Origin of the sequence: Dyella sp. (genome assembly GCF_036746095.1) — a bacterium.
Lineage (GTDB): Bacteria > Pseudomonadota > Gammaproteobacteria > Xanthomonadales > Rhodanobacteraceae > Dyella_B.
The window spans coordinates 22,010-34,557 of sequence record NZ_DAIOEU010000013.1 but is presented as its reverse complement, the minus strand read 5'-3'; the positions used below and the strand labels follow the sequence as shown (position 1 = coordinate 34,557).

The window sequence follows — 12,548 nt, the reverse complement described above, 5'->3', positions numbered from 1 at the left end:
CGATATACCGCTACCCAGGAACAGGTCATGCAACACACGCTTTCCATCCTTTTGCAGAACGAAGCCGGCGCGCTGGTGCGCGTCGCAGGCCTGTTTGCCGCACGCGGACATAACATCGACACGCTGACCGTCGCCCCCACGGCCGATCCGGCGGTATCGCACCTGATGCTAACGGTGCGCGGCGACGATGCCGCGCTGTCCCAGATACTGCAACAGACGCGCAAACTGGTTGACGTCTTGCAGGTACAACACGCCACCCACGCATGAACGCACAGCTGGCGGACAAAGGATCGGCACCGACTGCCGCCGCCGTCTTGCGGCGTGCCGAAGTGGCGCGCGTGTACGAAGTGGCGCAGCACACGTCGCTGGAGCGTGCCTCGCTGCTGTCGGCGCGATTGAACGCGGACGTGCTGCTCAAGCGCGAAGACCAGCAGCCGGTGTTTTCGTTCAAGCTGCGTGGTGCATATAACCGCATGGCGCAACTTGATACGGCAGAACGTGCGCGTGGCGTGGTCGCCGCATCCGCCGGCAATCATGCGCAAGGTGTGGCGCTGGCGGCCTCGCGCCTGAAGATCCATGCCGCGATCGTCATGCCGGTCACCGCACCGCAGGTCAAAGTCGATGCGGTACGACGCTTCGGCGGCGCATATGCAGAAATCGTCTTGCATGGCGATTCCTACAGCGATGCGCAGGCCCACGCGCAGCGGTTGTGCGGGGAACGCGGCGCCACCTTCGTGCATCCGTTCGACGACCTGGACGTGATCGCCGGCCAGGCCACGATCGCGCTGGAATTGCTGGACCAACACGATGGGCCATTGCACGCCGTGTTCGTGCCGATCGGCGGCGGCGGCTTGGCGGCAGGCATGGCGGCGGTCATCAAGGCGCGGCGCCCGGATGTACGAGTCATCGGCGTGCAGGCCAGCGACGCCGACTCGATGGCGCGTGCACTCCAAGCCGGCGAACGCGTGTCGCTGGACGACGTGGGTTTGTTCGCCGACGGCACGGCGGTCAAGCAGGTAGGAAGCCTGACTTTCTCGCTGTGCCAGCAATATCTCGACGACGTGCTGCGCGTGGATACCGATGCCATCTGCGCTGCGATCCGCGACATCTATCAAGATACGCGCAGCATTCCCGAGCCTTCCGGTGCGCTCGCGCTGGCCGGCTTGAAGCAATATGTCGCCACGCACGGCTCCTGCGAAGGTTCGTTGATAGCCGTGGTTTCCGGCGCCAATATGAATTTCGATCGCCTGCGCTTCGTCGCCGAACGCGCCGAGGTCGGCGAACAGCGCGAAGCGGTGTTTGCGGTGACCATCCCCGAGCAGCGCGGCAGCTTCCGCCGCTTTTGCGCCGCATTGGGGCAGCATTCGATCACCGAATTCAACTATCGCATCAGCGACGCCGACGCCGCGCATATCTTCGTTGGCATCCAGACGGCCAAACGCGGCGAGCGCGAAGCGCTGGCCCAGGCGTTTCGCGCCAACGACTTCGGCGTGCTCGACCTCACCGACGACGAACTGGCAAAGCTGCATCTGCGCCACATGATCGGCGGCCGTTCGCCGCTCGCACGCGACGAGCGGCTTTATCGTTTCGACTTTCCGGAACGCCCGGGCGCGCTGGCACGCTTTCTCGATAGCATGCATCCGGATTGGAACATCAGCCTGTTCCACTATCGCAACCACGGTGCTGATTACGGGCGCATCCTGGTCGGCATCCAGGTCCCGCCGAGCGAGCTGGCCTTGCTGCAGGACTTTCTGGCAACGCTGGGCTATCCGTATGTGGACGAAAGCGACAACCCTGCCTATCGCCTGCTGCTATGCGCGTAGAAAGCCACTGAGCGCTTCGTCCATGGAACCACTGGCGTCCAGTTCGAACACGTGGTTGTCGTAATCGGTGAAGTAGAGCGCGGTGTCTTCACGCGCCATGAAATGCTCGACCTCGAAGATGGCCAGTTTATCGGCGCAATCCCGTAGCTGGCCGCGGCTGACTTCGAACGCAATATGGTCGCCGTTGCGGCATGGCGGCCCTTCGCCCTGTCGCAGCAGAAACCATACGCCTCCGAACTTTGCAAAGGTCTGCGGATGGCCGCCGCCGTCGGGACAATCGGCGACAATCTGTGCACCGAGCACACCGGCGAACAGCTCCGCCGTGCGCGCAGGATCGCGCACGATAAGGGCAATGTGACCGATGTTTGTACCCATGAATGTCCCGCCCCGATGCCGTTAGGTCCCTTGGACCGGCCCCCCATGGGGCGAACACTTTACTACCAGTGCATAACGGATGCCGGGGGAAGAGGGCGTCATTCGCGCACGCTACACTTGAGGGCATGGCACCGACTTCCCGCAAGCGCCCCCGGCGCACGTCTCCCAACCCCGCGCCGCATCGCGCACGCGCTGCCGTCACGACCCAGCGGGTGCAGCCCGCACGCCCGGCCGACAGCTCCACCCGTGCCGCGCGTGTATTGGACTGGTTACTGCAGAAACTTCCCGACCAGCAGCGCCAGAAGGCGCACGACATCCTCGTGCTCACCCGCATGGATCGCCCTATCGGCGCCCTGTTGTTGCTGTGGCCGACCTGGTGGGCGCTGTGGCTGGCTGCCGGTGATTTCCCGCCATGGAAACCGCTGGTCATCTTTACGCTCGGGGTCTTCGCCATGCGTGCGGCCGGCTGTGCCATCAATGACTACGCCGATCGACATCTGGATCCGCAGGTGGCGCGTACGGCAGGCAGACCGATCGCTGCCGGGCGGGTGACCCCTCGCGAGGCGCTGATCGTATTTGCCAGCCTGCTGGTCTTCGCTTTCCTGCTGGTGCTGATGACCAATGCGCTGACCATCAAGCTTTCTTTCATCGGCGCGGCATTGGCTGCGCTCTACCCTTTCACCAAGCGCTATACCGACCTGCCGCAGGTAGTGCTGGGTGCGGCGTTCGGTTGGTCCATACCGATGTCGTTCGCCGCCGTGCAGAACACGGTGCCGCCCGTCGGCTGGCTGCTGTTCATCGCCAATATCCTGTGGTCGGTGATCTACGACACGGAGTACGCGATGGTTGATCGCGAGGACGACCTCAAGGTCGGTGCGCGTTCCACGGCGATTCTGTTCGGCGATGCGGACCGGCTGATCATCGGCGTGCTGATGGGCACGCTGACGGTGGCGCTGGCAATGATCGGTACGCGGGCGCATCTGGGCTGGCCGTATTGGTTGGGCGTCGCCGCCGTCGCAGGTTTGTTCGCATGGCAACAATGGCTGATCCGCAACCGCGAACGCGAGGCCTGCTTTGCGGCGTTTCGGCATAACAATTGGGTCGGACTTACTTTTTGGATTGGCATAGCGCTCGCTTTGGCCATCCGCTAGGAAGCGTCGGATTCAGCGGCCGGGAACAGGCGCACGCGCAAGCGCCCATGCATCCACGCGTTCTATTCCTGCGCGTTTGAGCGTACGCACACATTCGGCAAGCGTGGCACCCGTGGTGAATACGTCATCGAGTACAACGACATGCGTTGGCAGCGCCACGCCGTTGCGCAGTACGAAAGCGCCCCGCAGATTGCGGCGGCGCTCAACCGCATCCAGTCCGGTTTGCGCGTTGGTATGACGTGCGCGCAGCAGGACATCGTGCCGGCAAGGAATGTCGAGAGTGCTCGCAAGCGGCCTTGCAAGCTCTAGTGCCTGGTTATAGCCACGCTGGCGCAAGCGGCGGCCATGCAGCGGTACCGGGATGATCATCTGCGGGACGCCGGCCGGGAAGGTTTCACGCTGCCATAGCGTCGCCAGCACGCGTCCGGCGGCGAGATCCCGGCTGAACTTGAAGCGCGTTTCCAACCGGTCCAGCGGCCATGCATAACGGAAGGGCGCCCACGCGGCGTCCCACGGTGGCGCTTTCTGCTGGCAACGTCCGCACAGCGGCGCCGACATCGGCAACGGCAGTGCGCAACGTTGGCAGCATTGGGTATTGCGCGGCAGCTCCGCTGCGCAGTCGGCGCACAGGTCCATGCCAAGGGCGCCGGCGTCTCCGCACAGCAGGCAGCGCCATGGCAGCAGCCAGCGGTGAAGATGGGAAAGCCAGCGGAGTGGCGCATCCATGCGCTGGGCCTCAATCAATTGGTCGGCTTGAACATCGCCGCGTCGAGAATTGACCAGAGATGGATGATCCAGCCCATCCAGAAGATCCAGAGCACGCCGGCCAGCACGAACATCAGCACCGCTTTCAGGAAGCGCCCCTGCACCAGTTGACCCAGTCCTGGGATGAACAAGCTGCAGACGGCGGCGATGACATTCCCGGCACTGCCCTGACCTGCTGCGCTCATGACGACTCCTTCGATGGACGGTTCGCCGATGTTAGAGGCATGGGCGGCGTTCTGGAAATGTTGCGGGCGCTTGGCCTCTCGTCCCCCGGCCAGGGGCTTGCCGGATATTTCCATGCCGCCTTCGCGGCTCGCTTCCTGGACTGAAAAGTCGTTGGTACACGGTCTTTACACATAGATATCTTGCGTGAAAATAGGAGGCATCCAGACTGTCCCGAGTCGCATCGAGCGACGTCACGGAGACACCTCATGAAGATTCGAAACCTGCTGTTCGTACTTGCCGGCACGACCTTGGCGGCGGTTGGATTCGCACAGGCCGCCCCGTCCCCGCACGACATGGCGCAAACCTCGCAGAGCACGCCAGCCACGGCGCCAAAACTGCATGCGGCCATGCGTACGCTGTGGCATGGGCACATCGTGCATACGCGCGAATATGCTTTCGCCGTGCATGCCCGTGATGGCGCCAAAGCCGAGGCAGCAGCTAAGGCGGTGGTCGCCAATGCCAAACAGATCGCGGACGCGGTAGGCAGCTTTTATGGCAAGCCGGCCGGCGACCAGACGCTGAAGTTGCTCGCCGGTCACTGGGGCGGCGTCAAGGCGCTCACCGACGCCAGCGCAGCCGGCGATACCGCTGGCGAACAGAAAGCCATGGCCGATCTCGATACGAATGTCACCGCGATTGCCAAATTCTTTTCCAGCGCCAACCCCAACTTGCCGGAAAGCGCCTTGCGGAGCCTGTTCGCGACCCATGTGGCGGAGCACGCTGCGCAGATCAAGCAAATCATGAGCGGCGATAGCAAGGGCGAGCAGGCCACCTGGACCGAAATGCAGGCACATATGAACACCATCGCCGATGCATTCGCCAGCGGCATCGCCAAGCAATTCCCCGACAAGGCGCACTGAACGATGGTGGCGCTCAGGCAACTCGGAACCACGCAGCAGCGCCTGTTGCGGCAGCTGCTGATGGCGAACGAGGGCGGTACGGTGGAATCGCTGTGCGCGCAACTGCGCATCAGCCACAACGCCGTGCGTCAGCACCTGAGCGCCTTGATCGCGCGCCGGTACGTAGAACGGACGCAATCGAAACCCAGCGGCGGACGGCCAACAGCGTGCTATCGACTTACCGCGGAAGGGCATGCGCTATTCCCGCGCCATTACGGCGTCATCGCCACAGCGTTGCTGGCGCAACTGCATGCACAGCTCGGCGACGACGCCATGGAAAACATGTTGCGCGAACTCGGCCGGCACCTTGGCAGTCACGAAATCGCCCCTTTGCCTGATACGCCGCCCGAAGAAGTGGTGCACGGCATTGCGCAGAAACTCGACATGCTCGGTTATGAAGCAACTGCCGCGCGCCATGGCGCGGAATGGCAGATCGAAGCATTCAATTGCGTGTTCCATGCACTGGCCAAGCAGTATCCGCAGGTATGCAAATTCGATCTCGCCTACATGGAAGCCGCCAGCGGCCGGCGTATCCACCACATGGAATGCATCGTGCGCGGCGGGCACGTGTGCCGCTTCCGGCTGGGCGCACTGCTGTCCAGGGTTAAGGAAAGCGGCACGAAGGAATGATGGCGCCCCGTCAACCATTCGCCAGCAGATCGAGTTGACAGCACTCCGGCCGGCTCCCACACTGTGCGCCGGTTTACCGGAGCCTCCCATGACTGCAGCCGCTCTTCGCCACGACTGGACCCGCGACGAAGTCGCCGCCCTGTTCGCCTTGCCTTTCAATGAGCTGCTGCATCGGGCGCACAGCGTGCATCGCGAGCATCACGATCCGAACGCGGTGCAGGTCTCGACCCTGCTGTCGATCAAGACCGGCGGTTGCCCGGAGGATTGCGGTTATTGCCCCCAAGCAGCGCGCTACCACACCGGCGTGAAGGCGGAAAAACTGATGTCGGTAGACGCCGTGGTTGCCCGCGCGCAGGCCGCCAAGAACGCCGGTGCGAGCCGCTTCTGCATGGGCGCGGCGTGGCGCAGCCCGAAAGATCGCGACGTGGCCCAGGTGGCCGAAATTGTTTCGGCCGTCAAGGCGCTGGGCCTTGAGACCTGCGCCACGCTGGGCATGCTCAACGGCGAACAGGCGAAGACGCTGAAGCAGGCCGGCCTGGATTACTACAACCACAATCTCGACACGGCGCCGGAGTTCTACGGCGAGATCATCCATACGCGCCAATACCAGGATCGCCTGGATACGTTGGAACACGTGCGCCAGGTTGGCCTGAAAACCTGCTGCGGCGGCATCGTCGGCATGGGTGAAACGCGCGAACAGCGCGCCGGCCTGCTGCAGACGCTGGCCACGCTGCCGGAGCATCCGCAATCAGTGCCGATCAACCAGCTGGTGCAAGTGCCGGGCACACCCTTGCATGGCACCGAGGCCCTGGACCCGTTCGAGTTCGTGCGCACGATCGCCGTGGCGCGCATCCTGATGCCGGCATCGATGGTGCGGCTCTCCGCCGGCCGCCAGCAGATGGACGATGCCGTGCAGGCGCTGTGTTTCTTCGCCGGCGCCAACTCGATTTTCTATGGCGAAAAGCTGCTGACCACCGGCAATCCGGATGTGGAGCACGATCGCGCACTGTTCCGGCGACTCGACCTGCATGCATTGGAAGTAACGGAAGATACCGACACCGTGCACGCCGGCATTCTTGAAACAGAATCAGCAGGCTGCGGGCACGGCTGTGGCTGCAGTGCCGCGGCCTGATCTGCTCAAGCGATTAGCCGTCCAAACGGCTGAACGTGGGCAGGCGCAATTGCAGCGTCGCCTGCGCACCATCACACGCGCCGAAGGGCCTTTCGTGGAAAGCCACGGGCGGCGCCTGCTGGCTTTCTGCACCAACGACTATCTGGGCTTGGCCCAGGATTCGCGCCTGATCGCCGCCTGGAAGCAGGCCGCTGATGAGAGCGGAGTCGGCAGCGGTTCCGCGCACCTCATCTGCGGACACCGGCGTGAGCATGCCGAATTGGAAGAAATGCTGGCCGAATGGACCGGCCGCGAACGTGCACTGCTGTTTTCCGCCGGCTACATGGCCAATCTCGGCGTGATCCAGGCGTTGCTGCAGCGGGGCGAGCTATGTGTGCAGGACAAGCTCAATCACGCCTGCCTGCTTGACGGCGCGCAACTGGCGGGCGCCATGTTGAAGCGCTATCCGCATGCCGACGTCGAAGCTGCAACGCGCCAGCTGCAAAGCAATGAAGAGGCTTGCGCCTTGCTGGCCACCGATGGCGTCTTCAGCATGGACGGCGACGTCGCGCCGTTGCACGAACTCGCCGCCTTATGCGCGCGCGAAAGCGCAACGCTGATGGTGGATGACGCACACGGCCTGGGCGTGCTCGGCAACGATGGCGCTGGCAGCGTGGCCGAAGCAGGGCTCAGCGAGCGAGACGTGCCGGTGTTGATGGCAACGCTGGGCAAGGCCGTGGGATGCAGCGGCGCCTTCGTCGCCGGGCCAACGGCATTGATCGACGGCCTGATCCAATTCGCGCGCACGTACATCTACACCACCGCCATGCCGCCTGCACTGGCAGCGGCGACATGTTGCGCCGTCAGCCTTGCACGTACGGAAAGCTGGCGCCGGCAAAAGCTCAATGCATTGATCCAGCGTTTCCGGCATGGCGCGGAACAACTCGGCCTGCCATTGATGCCGTCGCGCACGGCGATCCAGCCATTGCTGCTGGGGGACGCGCAACGCACGCTGGAAGCCTCGCGTGCCTTGGAAGCAAACGGCCTGCTGGTGGTGGCGATCCGCCCACCCACGGTGCCGCAAGGCCAGGCGCGCCTGCGCATTACCTTGTCTGCCGCCCATGAGGAAGCGCATGTGGATCGCCTGCTGGAAGCCTTGGCGCGCCTTCGGCTCGCGGGTGCCCCGGTATAATTGCGCCCCGCACGTTTAGCCACCGCCATGTCGATCCTGAATATCTCCGCCTATCGCTTCGTCAGCCTGGACGATCTGCCCGCGCTGCGCGAGCGCATGCTTGCGCAATGTCACGCGCAGGCCTTGAAGGGCACGATTTTGCTGGCGCCGGAAGGCATCAACCTGTTTCTCGCCGGGCCGCGCGAAGCGGTGGATACCTTCATGAACTGGCTACGCGAGGACTCCCGCTTTGCCGGCATGAAGGCCAAGGAATCTCTTTCCGACGAGGTGCCGTTCAAACGCATGCGCGTGCGGCTTAAGAAGGAAATCATCACCCTGCGCCACCCGACCATTCGACCCGAAGGTGGTCGCGCACCGGCGATAGCTGCAGCCACCCTCAAGCGCTGGCTGGATCAAGGATGCGATGACGAAGGCCGCGACATAGTGTTGCTGGACACGCGCAACGCATATGAAACCGATGTGGGCCTGTTTCCGCAGGCGGTCGACTATCGCATTGCAAGCTTTACCGAACTGCCTTCCGCCGTGGCAGGCGATCATGCTCGCTACGCGGAAAAAACCATCGTGTCGTACTGCACGGGCGGCATTCGCTGCGAGAAGTTCGCGCTGTATATGCAGGACATTGGCATGGAGCGCGTGTTTCAGCTGGAAGGCGGCGTTCTGAAGTACTTCGAGGAAACGGGCGGCGCGCACTGGCGTGGCGACTGCTTTGTGTTTGACGAGCGTGGAGCGGTGGATAAGGCCCTGAGTCCTGCCGAGAGCGCCGTCGGCCCGGCCAAGGCCGGGGCCCAGCGCCTTGAGGAGTCAAACAAGTCTCTGGACCCCGGCCTTCGCCGGAGTGACGAGCCCCACGCATGAGCCTCTACATCGAAACCCGAGGCAGCGGCCCGGTTCCGCTGGTCATGCTGCACGGCTGGGCCATGCATGGCGGCATTTTCAATCCGCTGGTGGATGCGCTGCGCGAACATTGCACGATGTACTTGGTCGACTTGCCCGGCCACGGCCTTTCCCGCGATTGCGGGTTGCCACTGGAACCGCATGCCTGTGCGCGCGCGATCGCCGATGCCACGCCTTCGGCGATCTGGCTGGGCTGGTCGCTCGGCGGCTTGATCGCCTTGCAGGCAGCGCTGGATTTTCCGCAGCACGTGCGCGGCCTTGCCATGTTGTGCGCCACGCCGCGCTTCGTGAGCGGCGATAACTGGCCGCAGGGACGCGATCCCGCGCTGGTGCGCCAGCTCGCCATGGACCTGGAAACCGATTACCACGCCACCATCGAGCGCTTCCTCGCCTTGGAAGTGATGGGCAGTCCCGATCCACGTGCCGAAATGCGCAAATTGCGCGCCGAAGTCTTCGCACGCGGCGAACCCGATCTGCGTGTATTGCAGGAGGGCATTCGCGTGTTGGATGAAACCGATTTGCGCGCGCGCTTGCCTCAACTGGCCCGCGGCAGTTGGTGGTGTGCCGGGCGCCTCGATCGACTGGTGCATCCTTCGGCGATGGAATGGTCCGCGCAAGCCAGCCAGGGCGAATTCCACGTCATCGCGCATGCCGGGCACGCGCCCTTTCTCAGCCATGCCGATGCCGTCGCGCACATACTGCGGCCATGGCTGAAGGCGAACGCATGAGCGACTTCCACATCGACGCTCAGCGTGTGCGCGCCAACTTCAGCCATGCTGCCAGCAGCTACGAGCAGCACGATGTACTGCAGCGTGAAGTGCAGCAGTTGCTGCTCGAGCGTTTGGACTTCTATCTGCAACAGCCCGAGCGCGTCATCGACGTTGGCGCGGGCACCGGCCGCGGCAGCGCGCTGTTGAAGAAGCGCTATGGCAAGGCGCAAGTGATCGCCCTGGATGCAGCATTGCCGATGCTGCGCGCGGCGAAATCGCATGCGAGCTGGCTCAAGCCCTTCGTGCGCGTGTGCAGCGAGGCAACGGCGTTGCCGCTGCCCGACCACAGTGTGGACGTATTGCATTCCAACCTATGCTTCCAGTGGATCGATGATCTACCGGCGCTGTTTGGCGAATGCGTGCGCGTGCTGAAACCTGGCGGCATGCTGCTCTTTTCCACCTTCGGTCCCGACACGCTGCGCGAGCTGCGCGCCGCCTGGGCCGCGGTGGATCAGCATTCGCACGTCAGCCGGTTCCTGGACATGCACGACCTGGGCGACGCGATGATCACGGCCGGCTTGCGCGATCCGGTGCTGGACGTGGACCGCTTTACGCTCACTTATAGCGAGCCCAAAGCACTGCTGCGCGAACTGAAGGGCCTCGGCGCCACTCACGCCGATCGCGGCCGGGAGCGCGGCCTTACCGGCAAGCGGCACTTTCAGGCCATGCTGGCTGCCTATGAAGCGATGCGCGTGGATGGCCGCATTCCGGCAACCTGGGAAGTGGTGACGGCGCATGCCTGGGGACCTGCGCCCGGGCAATCGCGGCGTGCGAAAGGTGGCGGCGAGATCGCCAGTTTCTCGATTGACAGCCTGCGCGGTTCGCGGCGGCGCTAGGGATGCCCTGATCTATTCCATGCACCCGGCATGACGTCCAGAAGGCCCGCAGGGTGTGTCGCGTGGCGCAGGGCAGACTGGCGTCTGTTCAAGCCGCGCGGCGCAGCCTGCGGGCCTTCTGGACGTCACCCCGTCTTTAAAATTCAATAGGTTGGGCCGCACGGTATGCACGCCTCGCTTCGCCCCGCCGTCTCGACATACCACCAGTATGCCTTCACCGCCGGGGCAAACCGAGGCGCGCATACCGTGCGGTGACGGATGCATGGAATAGATCAGGGCATCCCTAGGGATGCTGGGAACGCATCCCGGCCGACGGCTTGATTATTTCTGTGGCGCTACGGCGCTGGATGCAGACGCCGGCTGCGCCGCACTGGCGTTCTGCCGCTGCTTGGGCAAATAAGTCATGCTCACGTTGCCGGTGCCGGTGAAATACGAGGTGTTGGTGTTGTAGGTGAGCTTGTCGGCATGCGCTTCGCCCATGCCTTGCTGCGTCACGACAGCATTCGGCTGCAGCACTGCGATGCCGTTGATGTTGTCGTAATCCAAGGTGGGCGCTTCGCCGGTCATCAGATGATCGTTGTCGTCCAGCTGCTGGATGTGCGCGGGACGACCCTTGATGACGATGCGGCTGACCTGGCTCTGGCCATCCAGATAAACCTGCGCAATGTCGCCCTTGGCTTTCATGGTGCCCTGGGTTATCACCACGTTGCCCGTGAGGGTGGTAATGGTGTTGGGTTCATGGAAGCCGTTGACAGAATCTTGAGAGGTATTCATCGGCTGGTTGCGGTCACCGGTCTTGGCGTGGACCGCCAGTGGCAGGACCAGGGTGATCCCCATCCCCAGCCGGAGCAGGGAGCCGCCACGGCAACGCACGCGTGAATCTTGGGACGGCTTCATGTGCAACGACTCCATGGTCCAGTTGTGGCCACATTCTATTGATCTGGCAGGCTGCGATGCCAATCCCAGCGTGTTTTGGCATGGCCGTGCTGCGATTTCATCCAGCCCAAGAACGTTCAGCGCTTGCTGGCGCATGCCTGGTGCCGGAAGCATTCCACAAGATGGTCGTTGACCATGCCGGTCGCCTGCATGAGGGCATAGCAGATGGTGGTGCCTACGAAGCGGAAGCCGCGCTTTTTCAGCGACTTGCTCATCCGGTCGGAAACCGGGGTGCTGGCCGGCACGTCGGCACGGGCGTGCCAGCTATTGCGAATCGGCTTGCCGTCGACGAAGGACCAGAGATAGGCATCCAGGCTGCCGTGTTCCTCGATCACGTCCAGGGCGGTTTTGGCGTTGTCGCGTACGGAAGTGATTTTCAGGCGGTTGCGGATCAAGCCTGGATCGAGCAACAACTTTTCCAGTTCGCGATCATTCATTGCGGCGACGCGGGCGATGTCGAAGCCGTGAAAGGCGCGGCGATAGTGATCGCGCTTGTGCAATACGGTGCGCCATGACAGACCGGCCTGCGCACCCTCCAGGCACAGGAACTCGAACAGCATCCGGTCGTCGTGCAGCGGCACGCCCCACTCGCTGTCGTGGTAGGCCTGCATCAGCTCGCCATCGGCGGCCCAATGGCAGCGTAGTCGCGTGGTGGCCACGGTATCCCCTTCCATCCTGATCAAGGATGCGCAGGATACCGCCAACTCAGTGCGCGATTTCCAGACTGCATTGCGCGGCACCGGCACTACGGCAACCGAGATGCCTGATGCGCACCTTCTTGGCCGCCACCGCCGCACCCAACAGGCCTTCGAGGTAGCCGCCGTAGAACCAGCAGCCGGAATGGCCGATCGAAGCGCACAGCGGGCAGTTGAGTAGGTGCCCATGCACACCGCGCTGTTCGATCTGGCCAATCTGCTGCATGGCGGGTACGGCGACACGCC

The 12,548-nt window shown here is 63.5% G+C and carries 16 protein-coding genes; 10 read left to right on the top strand and 6 right to left on the bottom strand.

Going from position 1 to position 12,548, the window contains the following annotated elements; translation table 11 throughout:
* The first annotated feature begins 27 nt into the window (after positions 1 to 27).
* Complete coding sequence (gene ilvN, locus V7M64_RS08165; protein ID WP_325370323.1) at positions 28 to 267, top strand: acetolactate synthase small subunit; 240 nt, start codon at positions 28 to 30, stop codon at positions 265 to 267.
* A complete protein-coding gene (ilvA, locus tag V7M64_RS08160; RefSeq protein WP_333678447.1) occupies positions 264 to 1,823 on the top strand; it encodes a threonine ammonia-lyase, biosynthetic in 1,560 nt (519 codons plus the stop codon). The genes ilvN and ilvA overlap by 4 nt, the downstream gene beginning before the upstream one ends.
* On the opposite strand, the gene V7M64_RS08155 is transcribed toward ilvA, so the two are convergent.
* Positions 1,812 to 2,198, bottom strand: a complete 387-nt coding sequence (locus V7M64_RS08155) for a VOC family protein (protein WP_333678445.1) — start codon at positions 2,196 to 2,198, stop codon at positions 1,812 to 1,814. The genes ilvA and V7M64_RS08155 overlap by 12 nt on opposite strands.
* A 125-nt stretch (positions 2,199 to 2,323) precedes the next feature.
* On the opposite strand from V7M64_RS08155, the gene ubiA reads away from it, so the two are divergent.
* A complete protein-coding gene (gene ubiA / locus V7M64_RS08150; RefSeq protein WP_333678443.1) occupies positions 2,324 to 3,349 on the top strand; it encodes a 4-hydroxybenzoate octaprenyltransferase in 1,026 nt (341 codons plus the stop codon).
* Positions 3,350 to 3,361: 12 nt separating this feature from the next.
* On the opposite strand, the gene V7M64_RS08145 is transcribed toward ubiA, so the two are convergent.
* Together V7M64_RS08145 and V7M64_RS08140 are read right to left on the bottom strand one after the other, a co-directional pair.
* Positions 3,362 to 4,075 (bottom strand): ComF family protein, encoded by a 714-nt coding sequence (locus V7M64_RS08145; RefSeq protein ID WP_333678441.1) that lies wholly within the window; start codon positions 4,073 to 4,075, stop codon positions 3,362 to 3,364.
* A 14-nt stretch (positions 4,076 to 4,089) separates the two neighbouring features.
* Complete coding sequence (locus V7M64_RS08140) at positions 4,090 to 4,413, bottom strand: hypothetical protein (protein WP_333678439.1); 324 nt, start codon at positions 4,411 to 4,413, stop codon at positions 4,090 to 4,092.
* Positions 4,414 to 4,545: 132 nt separating this feature from the next.
* Here V7M64_RS08140 and V7M64_RS08135 point away from each other — a divergent pair, with 132 nt between their 5' ends.
* The 7 genes from V7M64_RS08135 to bioC all read left to right on the top strand — a co-directional run bounded on the left by V7M64_RS08135 (position 4,546) and on the right by bioC (position 10,671).
* Positions 4,546 to 5,199: a hypothetical protein gene (locus V7M64_RS08135; protein WP_333678437.1), complete on the top strand. Its 654-nt coding sequence runs from the start codon at positions 4,546 to 4,548 to the stop codon at positions 5,197 to 5,199.
* Positions 5,200 to 5,202: 3 nt separating this feature from the next.
* Positions 5,203 to 5,868, top strand: coding sequence for a transcriptional regulator (locus V7M64_RS08130; RefSeq protein ID WP_333678435.1), 666 nt, complete (start codon positions 5,203 to 5,205; stop codon positions 5,866 to 5,868).
* Positions 5,869 to 5,956: 88 nt separating this feature from the next.
* A complete protein-coding gene (gene bioB / locus V7M64_RS08125) occupies positions 5,957 to 7,000 on the top strand; it encodes a biotin synthase BioB (protein ID WP_333678433.1) in 1,044 nt (347 codons plus the stop codon).
* Positions 6,987 to 8,171 (top strand): 8-amino-7-oxononanoate synthase, encoded by a 1,185-nt coding sequence (gene bioF, locus V7M64_RS08120; protein WP_333678524.1) that lies wholly within the window; start codon positions 6,987 to 6,989, stop codon positions 8,169 to 8,171. The genes bioB and bioF overlap by 14 nt, the downstream gene beginning before the upstream one ends.
* A gap of 27 nt (positions 8,172 to 8,198) precedes the next feature.
* A complete protein-coding gene (locus V7M64_RS08115) occupies positions 8,199 to 9,026 on the top strand; it encodes a sulfurtransferase (RefSeq protein ID WP_333678431.1) in 828 nt (275 codons plus the stop codon).
* Positions 9,023 to 9,793 (top strand): pimeloyl-ACP methyl ester esterase BioH, encoded by a 771-nt coding sequence (gene bioH / locus V7M64_RS08110; protein ID WP_333678429.1) that lies wholly within the window; start codon positions 9,023 to 9,025, stop codon positions 9,791 to 9,793. The genes V7M64_RS08115 and bioH overlap by 4 nt, the downstream gene beginning before the upstream one ends.
* Positions 9,790 to 10,671: a malonyl-ACP O-methyltransferase BioC gene (bioC, locus tag V7M64_RS08105; RefSeq protein ID WP_333678427.1), complete on the top strand. Its 882-nt coding sequence runs from the start codon at positions 9,790 to 9,792 to the stop codon at positions 10,669 to 10,671. Before bioH ends, bioC begins: the two co-directional genes overlap by 4 nt.
* 321 nt (positions 10,672 to 10,992) lie before the next feature.
* Here bioC and lptA read toward each other — a convergent pair whose 3' ends face one another.
* The 3 genes from lptA to V7M64_RS08090 form a co-directional block, all read right to left on the bottom strand.
* The gene (gene lptA / locus V7M64_RS08100) at positions 10,993 to 11,568 is read right to left on the bottom strand and encodes a lipopolysaccharide transport periplasmic protein LptA (protein ID WP_333678425.1); all 576 of its coding nucleotides are present in this window, start codon (positions 11,566 to 11,568) and stop codon (positions 10,993 to 10,995) included.
* Positions 11,569 to 11,684: 116 nt separating this feature from the next.
* Positions 11,685 to 12,266, bottom strand: coding sequence for a DNA-3-methyladenine glycosylase I (locus V7M64_RS08095; RefSeq protein WP_333678423.1), 582 nt, complete (start codon positions 12,264 to 12,266; stop codon positions 11,685 to 11,687).
* 46 nt (positions 12,267 to 12,312) lie between these two features.
* On the bottom strand, positions 12,313 to 12,528 hold the full coding sequence (locus tag V7M64_RS08090) for a hypothetical protein (RefSeq protein ID WP_333678421.1): 216 nt from the start codon (positions 12,526 to 12,528) through the stop codon (positions 12,313 to 12,315).
* Positions 12,529 to 12,548 lie beyond the last annotated feature (20 nt).

Coding starts and splice junctions, on each gene's coding strand:
- ilvN (WP_325370323.1), top strand. CDS start 28: ATGCAACACACGCTTTCCATCCTTTTGCAGAACGAAGCCGGCGCGCTG.
- bioH (WP_333678429.1), top strand. CDS start 9,023: ATGAGCCTCTACATCGAAACCCGAGGCAGCGGCCCGGTTCCGCTGGTC.
- ilvA (WP_333678447.1), top strand. CDS start 264: ATGAACGCACAGCTGGCGGACAAAGGATCGGCACCGACTGCCGCCGCC.
- V7M64_RS08090 (WP_333678421.1), bottom strand. CDS start 12,528: ATGCAGCAGATTGGCCAGATCGAACAGCGCGGTGTGCATGGGCACCTA.
- bioB (WP_333678433.1), top strand. CDS start 5,957: ATGACTGCAGCCGCTCTTCGCCACGACTGGACCCGCGACGAAGTCGCC.
- V7M64_RS08145 (WP_333678441.1), bottom strand. CDS start 4,075: ATGGATGCGCCACTCCGCTGGCTTTCCCATCTTCACCGCTGGCTGCTG.
- ubiA (WP_333678443.1), top strand. CDS start 2,324: ATGGCACCGACTTCCCGCAAGCGCCCCCGGCGCACGTCTCCCAACCCC.
- V7M64_RS08140 (WP_333678439.1), bottom strand. CDS start 4,413: ATGGAAATATCCGGCAAGCCCCTGGCCGGGGGACGAGAGGCCAAGCGC.
- V7M64_RS08135 (WP_333678437.1), top strand. CDS start 4,546: ATGAAGATTCGAAACCTGCTGTTCGTACTTGCCGGCACGACCTTGGCG.
- bioC (WP_333678427.1), top strand. CDS start 9,790: ATGAGCGACTTCCACATCGACGCTCAGCGTGTGCGCGCCAACTTCAGC.
- V7M64_RS08115 (WP_333678431.1), top strand. CDS start 8,199: ATGTCGATCCTGAATATCTCCGCCTATCGCTTCGTCAGCCTGGACGAT.
- V7M64_RS08155 (WP_333678445.1), bottom strand. CDS start 2,198: ATGGGTACAAACATCGGTCACATTGCCCTTATCGTGCGCGATCCTGCG.
- V7M64_RS08130 (WP_333678435.1), top strand. CDS start 5,203: ATGGTGGCGCTCAGGCAACTCGGAACCACGCAGCAGCGCCTGTTGCGG.
- lptA (WP_333678425.1), bottom strand. CDS start 11,568: ATGAAGCCGTCCCAAGATTCACGCGTGCGTTGCCGTGGCGGCTCCCTG.